Annotated in this window: 8 protein-coding genes; 1 reads left to right on the top strand and 7 read right to left on the bottom strand. The window is 50.9% G+C overall.

What is annotated here, in order from left to right; genetic code table 11:
* On the top strand, positions 1 to 1,118 hold a 1,118-nt coding region (locus tag AACZ40_RS09430), incomplete at its 5' end, for a DEAD/DEAH box helicase (protein WP_339674197.1).
* A gap of 32 nt (positions 1,119 to 1,150) precedes the next feature.
* On the opposite strand, the gene AACZ40_RS09425 is transcribed toward AACZ40_RS09430, so the two are convergent.
* The 7 genes from AACZ40_RS09425 to AACZ40_RS09395 form a co-directional block, all read right to left on the bottom strand.
* Positions 1,151 to 4,699 (bottom strand): hypothetical protein, encoded by a 3,549-nt coding sequence (locus AACZ40_RS09425; protein ID WP_291179233.1) that lies wholly within the window; start codon positions 4,697 to 4,699, stop codon positions 1,151 to 1,153.
* A 161-nt stretch (positions 4,700 to 4,860) separates the two neighbouring features.
* Positions 4,861 to 7,140, bottom strand: coding sequence for a hypothetical protein (locus AACZ40_RS09420; RefSeq protein ID WP_291179236.1), 2,280 nt, complete (start codon positions 7,138 to 7,140; stop codon positions 4,861 to 4,863).
* 47 nt (positions 7,141 to 7,187) lie between these two features.
* On the bottom strand, positions 7,188 to 9,677 hold the full coding sequence (locus tag AACZ40_RS09415) for a BatA and WFA domain-containing protein (RefSeq protein WP_291179239.1): 2,490 nt from the start codon (positions 9,675 to 9,677) through the stop codon (positions 7,188 to 7,190).
* Positions 9,678 to 9,855: 178 nt separating this feature from the next.
* Positions 9,856 to 10,635 carry a hypothetical protein gene (locus AACZ40_RS09410; RefSeq protein ID WP_291179243.1) on the bottom strand — a complete coding sequence of 260 codons (780 nt, stop codon included), beginning with the start codon at positions 10,633 to 10,635 and terminating at the stop codon, positions 9,856 to 9,858.
* 313 nt (positions 10,636 to 10,948) lie between these two features.
* Complete coding sequence (locus tag AACZ40_RS09405; RefSeq protein WP_291179245.1) at positions 10,949 to 12,229, bottom strand: dihydroorotase; 1,281 nt, start codon at positions 12,227 to 12,229, stop codon at positions 10,949 to 10,951.
* Positions 12,226 to 13,206 (bottom strand): aspartate carbamoyltransferase catalytic subunit, encoded by a 981-nt coding sequence (locus AACZ40_RS09400; protein WP_291179248.1) that lies wholly within the window; start codon positions 13,204 to 13,206, stop codon positions 12,226 to 12,228. The genes AACZ40_RS09405 and AACZ40_RS09400 overlap by 4 nt, the downstream gene beginning before the upstream one ends.
* Before the next feature lie 157 nt (positions 13,207 to 13,363).
* Entirely contained in the window at positions 13,364 to 15,643 is a 2,280-nt protein-coding gene (locus tag AACZ40_RS09395) for a serine/threonine-protein kinase (protein WP_291179251.1), read from the bottom strand.
* Positions 15,644 to 15,751: the final 108 nt, after the last annotated feature.

The raw sequence follows: 15,751 nt of genomic DNA, 5'->3' as shown, positions 1-15,751 counted from the left end.
GCAGTAAACTGATCGAGCAGTTAACCGATTATGATCTGGTTCTAACGACTTATGGTACGATGCGGCGTGACATCACTCAGTTTAAAGATATCCAGTTTGATTACGCCGTCCTGGATGAAGCCCAGATGATCAAGAACTCCGGTTCTCAAGTTGCGAAAGCTTCACGGTTGATTCAGGCGAGGCATCGGATTGCACTCAGTGGTACTCCTGTCGAGAATCACCTGGGAGATCTCTGGTCGATCTTTGAGTTCCTGAACCCGGGCATGCTGGGGCGCAGTTCGGTCTTCAAAGCCTACACGAACGACATTGAAGATAAAAATGCCCGTGTCCTGCTCGGCAACGCGTTACGCCCCTTCATTCTACGCAGGACGAAGGAACAGGTTGCCAACGAATTACCTGAAAAAGTCGAGCAGACATTGTACTGTGATATGGGTAAAGAACAGAGCAACCTGTATGACGAGTTGAGACAACACTACCGCGATTCTATTCTGGGAATGGTGGAATCCAAAGGTATGGGTAAGACGAAGATTCATGTGCTTGAGGCACTGCTGCGTCTGCGACAGGCCGCCTGCCATCCTGCCCTGCTGGATCGTGGTCGGGCTTTGGATGCTTCGGCGAAAATGGACGTTCTGATTCCGCATCTGGAAGAACTGATTGAGGAAGGTCATAAAGCACTCGTCTTCTCGCAGTTTACCAGTATGCTGTCGATCGTGCAGGAACACCTGGATCAGAAGAATATCGTTTACGAATATCTGGATGGCCAGACGCGTGACCGCAAAGAACGCGTGGATCGGTTCCAGACAGACAAAGACTGTGGCGTGTTCCTGATCAGTTTGAAAGCGGGAGGTCTGGGGTTAAACCTGACTGCCGCAGATTATGTGTTCATTCTGGACCCGTGGTGGAACCCGGCTGTGGAAACACAGGCGATCGACCGGGCGCATCGTGTGGGCCAGACCAAACGCGTGTTTGCCTACAAGCTGATCTGCCGCAACACGGTCGAAGAGAAGATTACCGAGTTGCAGCAGCAGAAACGGGAACTGGCGGATGCGATCCTGGAAGAAAACCAGAGCGTCCTCAAGAACCTCTCGAGCGACGACCTGGAATTGCTGCTGTCGTAGGTGGAAAACGGTTAACAGTCGGTTGTGGTTTACTAATCTGAAGTTTTCTTTTCAGATAAACCACGCGTGAAGGCTTCGTATGCTTCCCGGTATTCTTCCGGGACAGGCAGGCGACGGGGACCAATGCTGTCGGTGTTCTGTTTTCGGCTGCTGGTTCGTTGGCGTTGTGCTGCGCGATTCGCCGGTTTCAAGGATTTTAACATCTCTTCAAACTGACGTTTACGGGCCAGTGATTCGGGGGACTGCAGTTCCTGTTCGGGAGACTGCAGCTGTTTCTGTAACCGCTCAGAAAACTGCTGCATCTCTTCTTTGGTCCAGCCCAGTTCTTTAAGCAGTTCCTGATCGACTTCCTTACGTTTCAGTTCATCTTTGATTCGCTTCAGCACCAGGTTGGCGGCTTCTTTGCCGTATTCCAGATTGGCGTCTTCTGCTTCAGGCAGCCCGGGGGGAGAGGCATTTCCAGAATCCTGGTCTTCAGCTGCTGCAGACTGACCTCCCTTGGTCGAGCCACTTCCCTGGGGATCTCCCGAGCGTTGACCCGAACTGGAGCCGGAACTCTCTCCGGACTTGGATTGGCCTTTCCCCTGCGAACCGCTTTTATCCCCGCCAGATTGTTTCCCACCTTTTTCACCAGATTTACTTTCTCCGGATTTGTTCTGGCTGGATTGATTCTGGTCGGATGACTTCTCACCAGATTTGTTGTTCGAGTCTGGTTGATTCATCGGCTGCTTCGAATCAGCAGGTGGTTTTTGTGAACTCTGTTCCTGATTCCCTTTCTGTCCTGTGGAATCTCCTGTTCCCGGTTGCTGGCTCCCTTTCTGCCCCTGGTCATTTTGAGAACTGTTCCCCTTCTCGCCATTTTGTGGCTGTTTTGATTTCTGGTCTGTGGGACGACCTTTATTCTGGGGAGGTTCATTCGAACCATCAGGTTGATCCGGTTTCTGTTTGGAATCCGGATTCGTGGAAGGTTGCTGTTTGCCTGACGGGTTCTGGTCTGATTTTTCCGGTTTCCGCATTCCCTCTTTCGGATCTGCTTTTGCCGGATTGTCCGTATTTTGTGATTTCGAATTCGGCGTATCCGGTTTGGGCTTTTGTGAAGCATCGCTGGCAGGAGAATCCTTCTGACCAGGACGAGTGGCCGGTTTCTGGTTGGGATCTCTTTCTACATCTTGATCAGTTTTACGGGGATCTGCATCGGGATCATGGTTCGGAGTCGCTTTACCCTTTAGATCTCCATTCGATTTGCTTTTCATCGCATCATCTGAAGGAGCAGCCGGTTCCTGTTTGCCTTTGGGAACAGAGTCGGATTGAGACGGCTTCTGTTTCCCGCTGGGATTATTGTCCGGTTTATCTGCCTTGTCTGAGGAAGACGGACTGGAACTCTTGTCAGGAGCGTTCTGAGGTTCTCCTTCTGATCCTTTGCCTGCATCAGACGAGGGATTGTTCTTATCTCCGGCAGCACCAGACGATTTCTGGTCCTGCATTTGAGGATCGTCGGCGGGTTTATCAGGATCCTGTTTTTCAGTGTCAGGTTGCGGTTTCTGTTCGGAACCAGAATCGGGCTGCTGACCTTCTTTTTTCAATTGTTCCAGAATGCGTTTGATCGCTTCCTGGTCGTCACCCCCATCGCTGTCCAGTTCCTGTTTCTCGCCAGATTTCTTCTGACCAGCGCCCGGCTCATCTGACTGTTCGGGCTCGCTTGATGTGGATTGCCGGGAATTCTGCTTGCCTGCTTTCTGTCCCTCTTTTTCCTGCTGATTTTCCTCTCCGGGTTTTGTTTCCTGACCGGGCTTTCCTTCTTCTTTTTTGTCCGGATTGGGCTGGTCAGAAGGGTTCTGATCGGTTTTGTCAGACTTATTCTCCATCGACTCCGATTTGTTTTTCTGATCGGAATTGGAGTCTGGTTTCTGAGGAGCGTTTTTCTGCTTTTGTTCCTCCAGCTGTTTCTGAGCATCTTCCTGCGAGACAGGCTCTGTGATTTCAATCTTGATCTTGGGTGTGTTCTGACGATTGCCCGAAGGGTGTTTGTTATCGCGGGCTTCGACCCAGAAATAAATTGTCTCACCAGGAGTCAGACGCAATGGTCCCAGTTCGAAATCATGATTCAGTCCCACGCTCTTTTCGGCGCCTTCAAAGAGGGTTTTATCCAAAACGCGGACCTGTTGTTTATCAACTCGCAGATTCAGATAGCGAATCTTGAAATCCGGATCTTCTGCGATCACTGAAATGGGAACAATCCCATTGGCTGGCATCTTCAGATCCGACTTGGGAGTCAACAGGCTGATTTCCGGGGACTGGTCCGGGCGGATCATCAAGGGATAGACGGTCGGTGACAGTGTGGTTTGCCCTGCTTCGTTTCGGCATTTGATCTGGTAGAATTTGGGAAACGATCCATCTGCTCGCAGTTTCAGCTTCCATGTGGCGGTAATTGAATTCTCGTTGATCGTTTTTTCGGTTTTGAATTCTTCCAGTAACGAAGCTGAATCTTCTTCATCTGAGAAAAGAACCTCGAAAGAAGTGATCGGCATATTCGTCGTGGCATCGACGGTGATTTTGGTTCCTTCCCAGGCGTCGATCGCTCCCCCTGGCTGTTCGACCGCTGCCAGATCCATGTACTGCGGGTATTCATAACGAATGGAGTGTACGGTGGCAGAAGGGGGCTGAATGACTTTGACACGGTACTCTTCCGAGATCGCGTCGCCCGCCTGGACGTGATAGGTTAATTCCTGTCTGATACCACGCCCGTTAATCCCGACGATCATGCCCTGGTAACGTTTCCGGGTTTCGTCCATTGCTCGAAGTTTAAGAGGCTCATCAACGCGGCCTTCGTCGCTGGATGTGTAAAAGAGTGTGACCGTGTCCGGTACTTCTCCCCGCAGATCAACGATGACTTCCAGCTGACTTCCCGACAGAACTTCCGTATTTCCAGGAGTGACGGAGTTGATCTGAGTCTGTGTGGCAAACTCCCGTTGAGGAGAAAATGAAATGGCAGCTGAAATGGACGGCCAGATTTCCTTTGGTGAGAAGAGGGCGTAAAAACACAAGACTGCCACGACGAACAATAGAACATAAGAGAGTCGCATCAGTGGCCGCCGATCGACAGCCTGCTCGGTATCGGTTTGAGACAGCGTCAGTGCAGCGCGTTTTTCCAGAGAGCTGATTATCTCTGGATTGACGTTACGTCTGGATTGTTTCAGATCAATCAAATTGAGCAGAGATCCTTCCATCTCGTGAGAGGTCTGCTCCAGGGCATTCGCAGAATAGAGGTGCGTGACTTTTTTGAAATAGGGTAAGACCAGTTTCCAGACAGCCCAGCCCAGACAGGCGATGAATACTCCCGCCAGCATCAACAGGCGTGCGGTGTGCCCAAATCCCCCTTGGATAAGCCAGTGATCACACAGGACAAATACCAGCAGGTAGCCTAAAAAGATCGCGGAGATCCCTACTGCCGTTGTCAGCAGATCGTTGGCTTTGATATTGGATCCGGTTTTCGAGACCTGATAATCCACATATTCATCAAACTTGGCATACTGGCCAGATCGCTGTTCAGTCGTCTGCTTCGGATTGGATGCGGTTGACATGGAAAGCCTGTGCCTGAATCAGATTTGAAATTGAAAGAATTCACTCATATTCATTATAGAATGATCGACGCCCGTGATGGTATGAATGTTCCGGAATTTTCAAAGAGATTCTTTTTTCCCTGATTTTCCCGTTGCTATGGGGACAATGCCCTTAAAGGCAGTTAAACCAGACCTTTATGCTTCCGTAAGAACCATTCTGCACTGAGCAGAAGAATGAAACAAAGCAGGAAGTACCAGTTATCCCACAGGGACACGCGCCGGTATCGTGTCAGATTATTATTCCATAAATTTTCTTTGTTCATCCGCGTCAGAAAACTTTCCAGTTCTTCCGGCGGCAGAGAACTGCCTCCGGAGAGTGACGCAATCGATTCCAGCAGAGAATAATCAGCAGCCGGGTTGTCCAGTTCGAGATCACGCGGGTCGACGATAAAACGGGTGGTTGCGTCGAAACCAAGTGAGTTCCCATTTTTCTCTGCACTGACTGTCACCCAGTAGTCGCCGGGTTCCTGAGTTTGTGAAAACGTGGTGGTAGAGGCGTCTGCGGTCCCCTGTACTTCCGTTTTGCTGGTTTTTCCGGAAGGTCCTGTCACCTGTACTGTGAAGCGAACATCGGAAATGGGTTTGCCTTTATCATCCCGGGCACCGAACTGAATGGGGACCTGACTGCCCGGAGCGACATTGCGGGGCTCGACCCGTGCCCAGACACTCTGATCAGACTCATTTTCCTTATGAGCCAGCCAGAGAATCATCTGCCTCCAGAACCGTTCGTGTTCGCTGCGGTTCCCGGTCAGAAACCACTGAAACGTCGTGTCGCCGGCAAACGCCATCACACGTGCATTTCCCACGTCAGAAGCAAACAGCAGTGGAATCGCTTCGTTACCTGCAGATTCTGCCAGAACTTCGACGGTTTCAAATCTTTTCTTGAGACGATTTGCCCCCTTGAGCGGAGCCAGCGTATTCCATTTTTCCCGATTTCCTTCACGGGAACTGTCCAGTTGCATTACGTAGCGTTGCAGTCCCAGTGATGTCGGCACCATTTTCAGATCCTGGAAGTAGTGCAGATCTTTCGCAATGTTATTCCCGGCCTGTTTCTCGCTGGGGCGCATGATGACCGGGATTAAAATCTCCAGCGGAGTATTCGCATAGCCACCCGGCCCAAAACTGTGATATCCGCCCGTCATCAGCAGGCCGGCTCCCTGTTCCACGCGGTCTGCAATTTTTCGTAGGACCGTGGGCCCCAGAGTGTCGGCTGGTACATCTCCGATGAGAAAGACATCGTAGCGGGAGAGATCTTTCAGTTCTGCATTGACTGGTTTCTGGCCGCCGCGAAATCCTTTGCCTACCGGTATATAATCCAGCTGTATTTTGGGGTCGTTCATGGAGCGGATGAATTTCTGCTCGGGTCGCAGGGAATCAAAATAGACGACCTGGATCCCCCCTTTCTGGACAGTGACAATTGTTTCCAGACGATTGTTGGTCTGTTTGATTTCGCCTTCCAGGGGAACTGCTTCGACTGCGATTTTATATTCACCGGGTATTTCCGGCGTCCAGAAGAGTTCCACCGTACTCAGTTCATTGTTCTGAGTCGGGTGGATCTGAGTCGCGACCCGGGAATTACCGTAGGCTGTTGCTGGCAGCATTTTTCCCGCTTCGCCTTTTTTGATACCGGTCCGATCCTCGACCAGCAGACGTACGGTGATATCGTGATTCGCGGCTCCCAGGCTGCGGACCTTGACGCTGATGGGGGTGTTTTTTTTCTCGAAAATCAACGGGTCAATGACGAGGCTCTCCATTACCAGGTCCAGCGTTGTATCCTGGAGATTTGAAGAACCAAACCCGATGGTATGGATGGGAACACCGGTATCACCGAAGTAGCTTGCCTGTGTTTTGGCATCGACATCATAGGGGGGCAGCGTCCGTTCGGCTCCATCAGACAGAAGCAGAATGCCAACCAGGCGATCCTGCTGTAACTGGCTGGAAATCATCTCTAACGTATAGCCGATGGCCGTCTGCTCTCCAGCAGCTTCCTCGGAAAACGTTTCCACGGGAACCAGCTCGCTGGAGAAATCAAACCGCCGGATCCCCGTCTTTTCGTCAAGGTTATCCAATACCGGCTTGACTGTTTCCAGGGTTTTCAATAATTCATTGCGTCGGGTTGTGCTGCCAGGCCCATCTTCTGTCTGCATACTTCGACTGGCATCAGCGACGATATACAGCCATGACTGCTGTTTCGTTTGATCACTGAATTGGATGGAAGGACGCAGCAGCATAAATGCCAGCAGCAGGACAGTCATTAACCGTAGACCAATCAGCAGCCGACGGACTCGCGGGGAGAAATGCCTGACGCGTTTCGGATATGTGGTAAGAACCAATGCGATCAACCCAATGATCAGCAGGATCATCGCAGGCCAGGACCAGATTGGTTCAAAAATTGGTTGCATGGTTCAACTGTAAGAACTATTCAAGGTTCGTGAAACGGGTTTAAAAATCAGGAAACGGTTTCGGCTGACTGATCAATTTCATAGAAAAAGTTTGCGGTAAAGTGTTCCAGACAGAACAACAAAAGTAACAGAGTTGCGAGGAAGGGAAAGATTTCCACACCGAGTCTTCCGGTCCGAATCGTACGTTTCAGTCCTTCCATGTCATGTGTAATGCTATAGCGTTCGGCACCCAGGAACTGATCGAGTTCGTTTTCTGAAATGGGCGTAAAGTTGCTTTCAGCCGGGCTGACATTCACGCTGAAGCCGCTGGAAGAACGGGTACTGTTGCTGGAATTGTCGATCAGCTGATATTGGCCGACAGCAGTCGTTTCCGGTATCGTGAGCTGCTGCGCTCCCGCTTTTACCTGTATCAGCAGCTGTTTTAAATCGGGAGTTCTTAACAAAAATGTTTCGGGCTTCGTGGCAGAAGCAGGCCATTGATAACTGGCAATTTCACCAGCGAGATAATTTGCACGATTCGATCGCGTGTGAATCAGGTAACGGGTAAGTTGATCTGCGAAAGCGAGGTAAGACCAGCGCGCGAAGAGGAGCTGACTCCAGCCAGACGAATCCACACCAGTCGTCAGTACAATGACTTTCCCCTGTCCCAGATTGCGTTCAATGATCGCGGGAGAATTTCTGGTGTCGGTATAAGTGGCGATGACCTGACCCTGTTCTGTCGGTTCAACACGCCAGAAGCGGGAGACCTCTCTTGTGGAAAGTTCTCCTGTTCCCCCCAGTTCCTGAAAATATTCAAACAGTGAATGAGGGTTGTTTTCCAGATCGAGGAATTCGGGTGGGATGAATTTGAGGGATCCCAGTAATTCCACAGGGAGAACTTTTTGTGCTGCCAGTGAATTGAAGGAGACAATCATCGATTCGGGGGCGTCCCCGTCACTGCCTAAAACGAAACAGAGACCGCCACCATTCTCCACGTACTCAGCACACAACCGCCAGGCTTTAGGGGGAAGAGCGGTGACGTTAATCAGGTAGACGGCTGCGAATTGTTCCAGCGGCGTTGATTCCAGTTCATTGAGTGAAACCACTTTGCAGTGGTATCGACTTTTCTTTAGTGCGACGAGTTTCTCTGGTGCCAGGGCTGCACTCCAGAGCTGTGCCGAAGCAGAGTCTGGACTGATAATTAAAATTTCGGGAGGTGGCTCAGCCAGAATCGTAAAATAACGGACGTCGTCTGGAAGATACGGATCGGAAGAAGTCAGTCGAAGTTCGCCTTGCGTCGTTTTTTGACTGATATTAGCCAGGCTCATTTCGAGCTGTGTTTCCTGGTTGGATTTTGAGGCAGCTCCAGAGCCTGTATTTGTCTCAAGGGAAGCTGTGGTTGACAGGAGACGCTGATCCCGTTTGATCAATTGTCCTTTATCATTTTGTGTATAGAGCTCCAGAGTGGTATTTTCGGTTGTAATTCCGGAGGTCATGATTTCGGCTTTGACCGTCACAGAATTGCCGAGTGTAATTGACTCGCGTGAAAGCGTGACGTGAGAGATACCGATGTTTTTCGGGTTGGTGACGCCGACATCGATCACATAAATCCCCAGCCACTTGAGCCGTTCCAGCTGTTGTCTGATCGATTGAGAGGGCTGGTTTCTCCAGGCGGAACGCGCCAGGTCGGTGTAAATATAAATCTCCCGGACAAACTGATCTGCTGTTGCTGACTGACCTGCGCCAGGCTCTTGTGCTGACTGGCTGCGTTTGAAATCATCCTCCTGCCGGTTGATGGCGGCGCGGAGTCGATCATCCAGAAACAGGGAGAAGGCTGAAGTTTTCAGTGATTTTATTCGGGACTGGACTGCCGTCAGATCAGACTGAAACGGAAAATTATCTTCACTGCTGCTATGCATGACGGAGATCCTGCTCTGAGCGGGCAGGTTACTTAAATGCTCGTCTGCAATCGTTCTGGCCTGGTCCAGTCGCGAGAGACTGTCCTGGCGATAATCCATGCTCAGGCTGGTATCAAACAGGAAGACCGCGGTAACCGGAATGTTTTCTGCGACTGCGGGAAGCGGTTCTGAAATCTCTGCTGAGATGCGTCTTTGATAAGGCCACAACACGAGTAGCGCCACGAGTAGAAAAGCTGCTGCCCCGATCCCGCCTCGTAAAAAGGTGCGGTGTGTATTCAGAGACTGTTGAGAGATTCGCTGTTTCTGAAAGTGTCGCATCAGCCCCAGGTAGGCCAGAATCGCGATCAGGCTGATCGTGATGAGCATAGTCAGTTCATAGGTCGAAAAACCATAGTTGGCGGGGGGGAGAGAAGGCCTGGTCAGCGCGAGGACAATCGCGACGATGACCAGTATCCGCAACAACAGCAGCCAGAGGTGTCGCAGTTTGAGTCGACGGGAATTCTGAATTTTTTTTCGTTGGAGGAGCGCCAGCGCGGGAAAAATCAGTTTCTTTGGCTTTGAGCGGAGCAGAAAATGTAAAATCACCGGGATTATTGCCAGAGCGATGCCAAGTAATAAACCGGGGTGAATGAGTGACATATATCAATAATCTAATGGAGAGAGATTAAGTAGCAGGTCAGGTGATACCTTTGGTGGAGACCAACTTTGTGCCTGTATTCCGTTTTAGTGAAGCGTCTCCCATACTATCAGGACCTCACTGAGCAGGATGAGAGATACTTTTGATATTGGGGATACACTCTTGCCTGCGATCTTCTGCTTAGAAATTTGCACTCTTTGACGGAGACTGAGAAGAGGATGATTTAACGAATTCTACAGTTTCCAGACTATAGCCCATTTGTTCCAGAAGCTTTGATCCTCGTGCAATATTTTTTGGTAGAACCAGCAGAATCACGACCTGTCGGTTGCCTGATTCAGTCAGGTAGATCTGAAACTGATATGGTACGCCGTCGATTGGTGTCTCTGGTTCAAAGGTCCCCACGGTAAATGATTTCGGATTGGAATACCCTTTTCCCTTGGGGTATTGCTCTGATTTAAAATCTTCTGTATTCAGAAACTGGTCAAACGTGGTCGCAATCTGGTTATTCACAGTGTTGAAAAACTTGAGTGCCTGTTCTTTCTGTTTTTCCTTCAGTAGTGATTGATTACTGAGTACATAAAGGTAGGCAGGCCGCTCTGTGGCTTCATTTTCGAGATCGACGGGGACTTCTGCACGCCAGGCTCCTTCCAGCCCTGGTAATACGAGATCTGCATAGTCAGGTTGTCGAGGATCGATCGTGGGAACGGGCTCCGGCGCTGGAGATTCAGATTCGTCCGCCGAGGCAGCGACAGCGGAAACTTTTGGATCTTCCATCTGCCGGAATTCAATCGGTACACGCATTGTGATTGTCGGTGATGTCCAGGAACCGGAAAGTGCCTGATTTCGAGAATCGACATAAGCAAAGTATTGTGCCGTTTCCTGGAGTCGCTGTTCGTAGGTTTCTGCTCCACATCCAGGGAGCAGAATCAGGACTGGCGACAATAGCAGAATTCGGACCATACCTCTGAAAGAACCAGGATCAAACTTGAATAATCTGTCTTGTGTGATCAATGTCGTGTCCTGTCTTAGAATAAAGATAGTAATCTGTTTAAAGCTGTCCTTAAGGTCTGAATGGCATCTTGACAGCCCCCGATCTACTCGCAGATTTACCGGTCATTCTGGAATGACAGGCCTGAAAACTGGCAGCAGGTTCAGGGATTTCTGAAAATACTGGAGACGCGAGTCGATTGGCTCAGTCGTGCTAATCACTTATTGATATTGTTGATGATACTGGAGGGAACGTCAACTTCGATCATTTTGTGCACAGAAGTTTTTAATTTTCGGCTCGAAATCGGATTTCTCCGGAAACAATCACGAGTTCTGCCCTGCCTTGCAGTTCTTTCCCCAGAAATGGTGTATTGTGACTGGAAGATTTGAGTCGCGAAGGTTCGAGGATGTAACGGATATCCGGATTAATCAGGGTGACATCGGCGTCTGCTCCATCCGCCAGAGTTCCCTTCGCGAGACCGAGGATTTTGGCAGGTCCTGTTGTCAGTTTACTGATCAGCTCAGACCATGTGAGATGGCCGGGGGTAATCAGGCTTTGCAGGCAGACCGGCAGCAATGTCTCCAGCCCGATAATCCCGAAGTCTGCTCCCAGGATCTCATCTGTTTTCTTTTCTGCCGCATGAGGAGTGTGATCGGAGCAGATCGCATCGATCGTGCCATCCTTCAAGCCTTCTATCAAGGCATCGATATGTTCTTGAGTACGAAGGGGAGGCAGAACCTTAAAGTTCGGGTCGTATGTTTCCAGCATCTGGTCGGTCAGTGTCAGATGGTGAGGGGTCACATCAGCGGTGACATGGATTCCAGCGGTTTTCGCACGACGAATCTGGGAGACACTGTTCTGTGTGGAAATGCACATCAGGTGAATTCGACCCCGGGTCAGTTCCGCCAGGGCGATATCCCGATTGACCATAATCTCTTCTGCAGCGGCAGGGATGCCTTTGAGTCCCAGGACTGTCGAATAAAACCCTTCATGCATCTGTCCCTTATCAGTCAGTTCGGCGACTTGAGGGCGATTCAGGATCGGACGATCGAACATCCGCGTGTATTCCAGCGCACATCGCATAATCTGCGCATCATCAATGGGGCGATCGGCGTCAGTGAAACCGACGGCCTTCCCTGCGACCAGCTGACCGATTTCCGCCAGCTCTTTTCCTTCCTGGTTTTTGGTGATCGCCCCCAGAGGGTAGACATGACAGTTCGCCGCGCGTTCTGCCTGGAGCAGAATGAACTCAGCGGAAGAGCGATCATCCACCACGGGCGATGTATTAGGCAGACATCCCAGGGATGTCACACCCCCGGCTAAGGCGGCAGCGGTTCCCGATTCGATTGTTTCATCTTCTTCGAAGCCGGGTTCGCATAGCGAGACATGCAGGTCAATGAACCCGGGGCAGACGATCAGGCCTGTGGCATCAATAATTTCGTCAGCCGTGACCGTTGCATCACACAAGCCGGAAACTTTCCCGTTTTCAATGAACAGGTTTCCCAGCTGGTCCAGATTTTGTGAGGGGTCGATAATGCGACCATTTTTGATGAGAATCGATTTCATCCTGGTATTCCCAAGGAGGCAGTTCGCTGTAGATGAAGCAGGTAGAGGCAGGCCATGCGAATGATCAGACCGTTGCTGACCTGGCCTAAAATGATGGAGTGCGGGCCATCGGCCACATCGGGTGTGATTTCAACTCCCCGGTTGATCGGCCCAGGAGCAAGGATCAGTACATTTTCTTTGGCTTTGTTAATGCGTTGTTTATTCATTCCAAACAGATGGGCATATTCCCGGATGGAAGGGAAATAGTGCCCTCGCTGGCGTTCAAACTGAATCCGCAACAGATTCAGGCAGTCCGTTCGAGGTAAGACATCATCCAGACTGTTGGAGACTTCAACCCCCAGTTGTTCGATTTCGCTGGGAATCAATGTGGTTGGCCCGCAAACAATCACATGAGCTCCCAGTTTTTTCAGTCCCCAGATATTGGATCGAGCGACGCGGCTATGCAGGATATCTCCCACCAGCGTGACCGTCAGTCCTTCAATTTTACCGAAGTGTTCCCGGATGGTAAAAATATCGAGGAGAGCCTGGGTGGGATGTTCGTGCGTCCCGTCACCGGCGTTCAGAATGTTGGCATCCAGGTGTTGTGCCAGAAGCTGGGGAGCGCCGGGAGTTTTGTGTCTGACCACTACATACGAAACTCCCATCGCTTCGATTGTTTTAGCGGTATCAATAAAGCTCTCTCCCTTGGAGAGACTGCTGCCGGAAGCGGAAAAATCGACCGTGTCGGCACTGAGACGTTTAGCGGCCAGCCCGAAGCTGATTCGGGTGCGGGTCGATGGTTCAAAGAACAGGTTGGCGACCACAGTGCCAGCCAGTGGTGTCAGTTTGGTTTCGCCAATCGCTGCCAGCCGCTTAAACTCAGCTGCCTGATTGAGAATGATGTTGAGCTCATCGCGGGAAAGGTCCTGCAATCCCAGGATATGCTTACGGTTCCATCCGCTGGAAATGTCGGTTCGATACTCATGGTCGATATTCATAGTCGCATCAGATGAGAGTAAGTACGTATTGCAACCAGGGCGACGTGAGATGCGTACAGACCCCGATCGAAGGATGTTATCACAGGACTGGAAGAGATATTACCAAGCCCCCCTGCTCCCTTCAAGGAGTTCAAGCGGAGAAGTCTTGCTCTACAGCTTACTTTTCGAGGGTTTTCAGGCTTGAAAGAAAGTCTGGAAACAATTTGGGCTGAATCCCCGGCGGTTGAGATGATTTACGTGGTACTTGCGCCTTTGTAATCAGAGAATCGGCCGGGTGCAGACTCGGATCAGCCGCGTATTCAAAAACTCCAGTGGAGAGTCCTTCGATCATCATGTTATCAGTATCGAGTTCTTCGAGTGGCTGGCCCGGGGATTCCTGCCAGGCGGCGATCGGAATTTCGGAAGAAGCCACCGAACCTTCCCCGGCGAGTCCGACTGATGAGAGCCAGTTTTTTGGTGGTTTAGAGCCTTGAACCTGAATGAGTGCCGACCGGGTCAAACCAAAAACACAGTCCCGGGCCTCAATCTGGATGGAGCCGGGGATCTGAAGCTGGTCAGTCCAGTTCAGTAACAGGAGTGGACCGGTCTCCCGCATTGTCAAATGTTGGAGATTCAGATTGAACTGCTGATCAATTTCCGGCGGATGTTCCAGATAGATCATGGACCGGGAAGTGAGATTCAGGCAATTGGCGACTGAAAGTTTCTGTGGTGTTTGAGATAAATGAACAGCGTGCCCGGGAACAGCGAAAAATGTACTCTGAAATGTCAGGCTGGTCCCATTTCGCTGCTGAGAGTCTAATGGTTTCCAAAACAGGCCACTTCGCATCTGGTTTGAAACAGTTTGTTCCTGCGAGTCGAGTTGCGCGAAATAACTGGAATTGATTTTGACGTTTTGTGCCGTCACGTTCAATAACGCATCGGTATTTTGTGCCCCTGACTGTTGTGATCTGGCTCGGTTGATAAATATCACATTTTCCACGGTCAGTTGTTCGGCGACAACGTGAAATGAATCTTCTTCGATTTCAATAATGGCTGGATGAGCGGGATCTCCCTTGATGGTAAGAGGACCGACTGTCGTGATGCTGGTTGATTCGTATACAGTATCCGCTGCCAGTCGGATGATTCCCTGCTCATCGGGGGCAGGGATTAAAGTATGAACTGTTTTCCCAGGTTCGGAGTGATCAGGCTGAGTGCCGGAAGTGATTGAGGGACTCTGGTCAGCCTTTTTAAAAGAGACTTTGGCAGTGATTTCCAGCAACTGGTTGCGGGCTCCTTCATCGAGCAGTGTGAATGAGAGACCGGAGAGTACAAAAATCAGTGCGGCGATCAGTGGTAAGCGACCTGGTTTTTCTGATTTCAATCCTGGTTCTATCCGGGAAGTCTGATGCTGAAACGAAGCATGAAATTTTGAAAGCACATTTCGTGAACTGGTTCCTGGCCAGAGTTTTCGGGCTGTCTTCATGTCTGCAGGACGTTGCTGAGGATCGGCGGAAGTGAAGCGAATTAAAGTTTCGGCCAGCGCTGCGGGAGTTTCGGGAGCCCAACTGCGGATGTCGGGAATGGATTTCGTCTGATGGCAGGCCAGTTTGGCCAGGGGGTCCCCAGTCGTAAAGGGAGGTCGACCCGCCAGAAGCTCCCAAAGTAAACATCCCAAGGCATACAAGTCACTCTGCGTGTCGGGATGACGTCCGGTTCCAATCAGTTCGGGAGCGATGCCGTCATAGCAGCGAGGTGGTAAGGCAGCGTGAATCGTCAGTTCGGGAGAGAGAATGGGAGCCAGACCTGGGTCGACAAGGGCAGCATTTCCCTTTGCCGTCAGGCGGACATTCCAGGGACGAATGTCGCCGTGAATGACATGGCGTTGCTCCAGGGCAACCAGTGCATCCAGCAACTGGGCACCAATGGCCAGAATCACGGGGACAGGAAACCGTCCCCGACGAATCAGGAGTTCCGAGGCTGCAACGGATGGCAGGTAATGACTGATGATCACAAACTGTTGGGGAAGCTGTTTGACAACCCGGGGTAATACCAGGGAGGGATGATGCAGCCCCTGTAACCGCTGTAGCAGACTTTGAAAATGTTTTTGCAGTTGCTGGGGTGGTTCTGACTGCGGCGTTGTGACTTTCAGGGCGCATTGTTCTGTACTCTGAGGTACTCTTGCAATATAGGTCTGTGACTGTGAGGAATGCCCCAGTTCTGAGATCAGCAGATACGGCCCCACGGCCAGATGTTCGGGGTGCCCCGATTCCAGCACGCGCGCCTGGAAGGGGGTGATTTTCTGTGCCTGAACCAGTGCGTCGATCCAGACGGAGTCGAAAGCAGGGATTCCACGCGCCAGTCTACGCACGCGACGTCGACAGCGTCTCACATCCGCTGTGGTACAAAGCTGGAGCCTTGTTAATCGATGCAGTAATTCGGGAGACGGTGGTTCGAGCAACGTGACGAAATCCTTTTCCACAACGTTACAACGAGGCAGTAAACCTCGAGCAATATTTGTATGTCTGTGTTGAGTCCGATCAGCCTGACAGAAAATGAGTTATGGCAA

The sequence above is a fragment of the uncultured Gimesia sp. genome (assembly GCF_963972345.1).
Classification (GTDB): domain Bacteria; phylum Planctomycetota; class Planctomycetia; order Planctomycetales; family Planctomycetaceae; genus Gimesia.
Note: the sequence above shows the minus strand (reverse complement) of the source record. Positions and strands in the feature narration are given on the sequence as shown.

Coding starts and splice junctions, on each gene's coding strand:
- AACZ40_RS09410 (WP_291179243.1), bottom strand. CDS start 10,635: ATGGTCCGAATTCTGCTATTGTCGCCAGTCCTGATTCTGCTCCCTGGA.
- AACZ40_RS09420 (WP_291179236.1), bottom strand. CDS start 7,140: ATGCAACCAATTTTTGAACCAATCTGGTCCTGGCCTGCGATGATCCTG.
- AACZ40_RS09415 (WP_291179239.1), bottom strand. CDS start 9,677: ATGTCACTCATTCACCCCGGTTTATTACTTGGCATCGCTCTGGCAATA.
- AACZ40_RS09425 (WP_291179233.1), bottom strand. CDS start 4,699: ATGTCAACCGCATCCAATCCGAAGCAGACGACTGAACAGCGATCTGGC.
- AACZ40_RS09405 (WP_291179245.1), bottom strand. CDS start 12,229: ATGAAATCGATTCTCATCAAAAATGGTCGCATTATCGACCCCTCACAA.
- AACZ40_RS09400 (WP_291179248.1), bottom strand. CDS start 13,206: ATGAATATCGACCATGAGTATCGAACCGACATTTCCAGCGGATGGAAC.